This window comes from Spirillospora sp. NPDC049652, assembly GCF_040675125.1.
Lineage (GTDB): Bacteria > Actinomycetota > Actinomycetes > Streptosporangiales > Streptosporangiaceae > Spirillospora.
On the sequence record NZ_JBFAOF010001258.1, the window covers coordinates 1 to 1,706 of the forward strand.

The 1,706-nt window shown below is 74.6% G+C and carries 2 protein-coding genes; both read left to right on the forward strand.

From position 1 onward, the window contains the following. A partial coding sequence (locus AB0J52_RS39185; protein WP_500188153.1) for a polyprenyl synthetase family protein occupies positions 1–724 on the forward strand: 724 nt, incomplete at its 5' end. 197 nt (positions 725–921) lie between these two features. Beyond that, positions 922–1,443 (forward strand): carboxymuconolactone decarboxylase family protein, encoded by a 522-nt coding sequence (locus tag AB0J52_RS39190; protein WP_500188154.1) that lies wholly within the window; start codon positions 922–924, stop codon positions 1,441–1,443. Positions 1,444–1,706: the final 263 nt, after the last annotated feature.

Below are 1,706 nucleotides of genomic sequence, written 5' to 3' on the forward strand. Positions count from 1 at the left end.
CGCCGAGCGCGGCTGGCGCGGCCCGGCCGGCACCTTCGGCGAGGGCGCGGCGATCCTGCTCGGCGACCTGCTGCTGGCCTGGTCGGGCGAGATGTTCGAGACCAGCGGCCTGCCGGAGGACGGCCGCGCCCGCGGCCGCGGCGTCTACGACCTGATGCGCACCGAGGTCATGTGCGGCCAGTACCTCGACATGCTGGAGAGCACCCGCGCGGGCGGGACGGTCGAGTCCGCGCTGCGGGTGGTGGACTTCAAGTCCGCCAAGTACACGATCGAGCGGCCGCTGCACCTGGGCGCGGCGCTGGCCGGGGGCTCCGAGGAGCTGACGGCGGCGCTCAGCGGCTACGGGCGTCCGCTCGGGATGGCCTTCCAGCTGCGCGACGACGTGCTCGGCGTGTTCGGCGACCCGTCCCAGACCGGCAAGCCCGCCGGGGACGACCTGCGCGAGGGCAAGCGGACGGTGCTGGTGGCGCTCACCCTGGAGCGCGCCGCGCCGGAGCAGGCCGGCACCGTCGAGCGGCTGCTCGGCGACCCGGACCTGACCGAGCTGGGCGTGGCCGACCTGCGGGAGATCATCACCGCGACCGGCGGGCTGGCGGCCTGCGAGGAGATGATCGACGGGTTCGCGGCCGAGGCGCGGGACGCGCTGGCCGCCGCGCCGGTGACCGGCGAGGCGCGCGAGGCGCTGGCCGAGCTGGCGGTCGCCGCGACCGCCCGGTCCTTCTGAGCGGGCCCTCTCTTCCGGTGCGGTCTGTCAACCGTGTGACGTGATGTGGCCAGAGGGGCGCGGCGGACTGGCACCGTCACAGTGATCGGTGGCAGAAAGTAGCCATGGCTTCCGACACCCCACCCGCCGGTCCCCCGTCTCCCGGCTCCCCGCTTCCCGGTTCCTCGTTTGCCGGGGGCGCCCAGGGCACGCCCCGGGTGCCTCCGCTGCCGCCCGAGGAGTGGGACGAGACGCTGCGCGCGGTCGTCGCCGCGACCGGCCCGCTCAACGTCTTCACCACGCTCGCCCGGCACCCGGCCCTGTTCACGTCCTGGATCGGCTTCGGCTCCAAGCTGCTGTTCGAGGGCACGCTGGACGGGCGCGTCCGGGAGATCGTGATCCTGCGCGTCGCACACCAGCGCTCGTGCGCCTACGAATGGACGCACCACGTCCCGATCGCGCGTGCCGCCGGGCTGGACGAGGCGGAGATCGAAGCGCTCCGGGGCGCACCGGAGGACCATCCCTGGCCCCCCGAAGACCGGGCCGTGATCGACGCGGCGGACGAGCTCAACGCCACGTCCACCATCTCGGACACCACCTGGGCGGCGCTGGCGAAGCGGTTCGACGAGGCCCGCCTGATCGAGCTGGTCATGCTCATCGGGCAGTACCACATGGTGGCGTTCGCGCTGAACGCGCTGCGCGTCCAGAACGAGGACGGCGGGGGCGCGGGCGGCCACTGACCCCGCCCGGCCGGCGCCGGATCCGGACCGGCCGAATCCGCCCGGAACACCGCGCTGACCGGGGATTCCCACCGCGGCGGCCGGGCGCGACCGGCGGAAGATCAAGCTTCCGGCCCCGCGCCCGCGCCGCACACGGTACAAAAGAGGGACACTTCCCCTCGTCCCCCCGCGCCGAGCCGGAGCCCCCGTTGCCGTCTTCCTCCTCCCCCGGGAGCATGCTGGACCCCTCGTCCAGCCGTCCCGGCACGCCCCTCGGCCCGGAC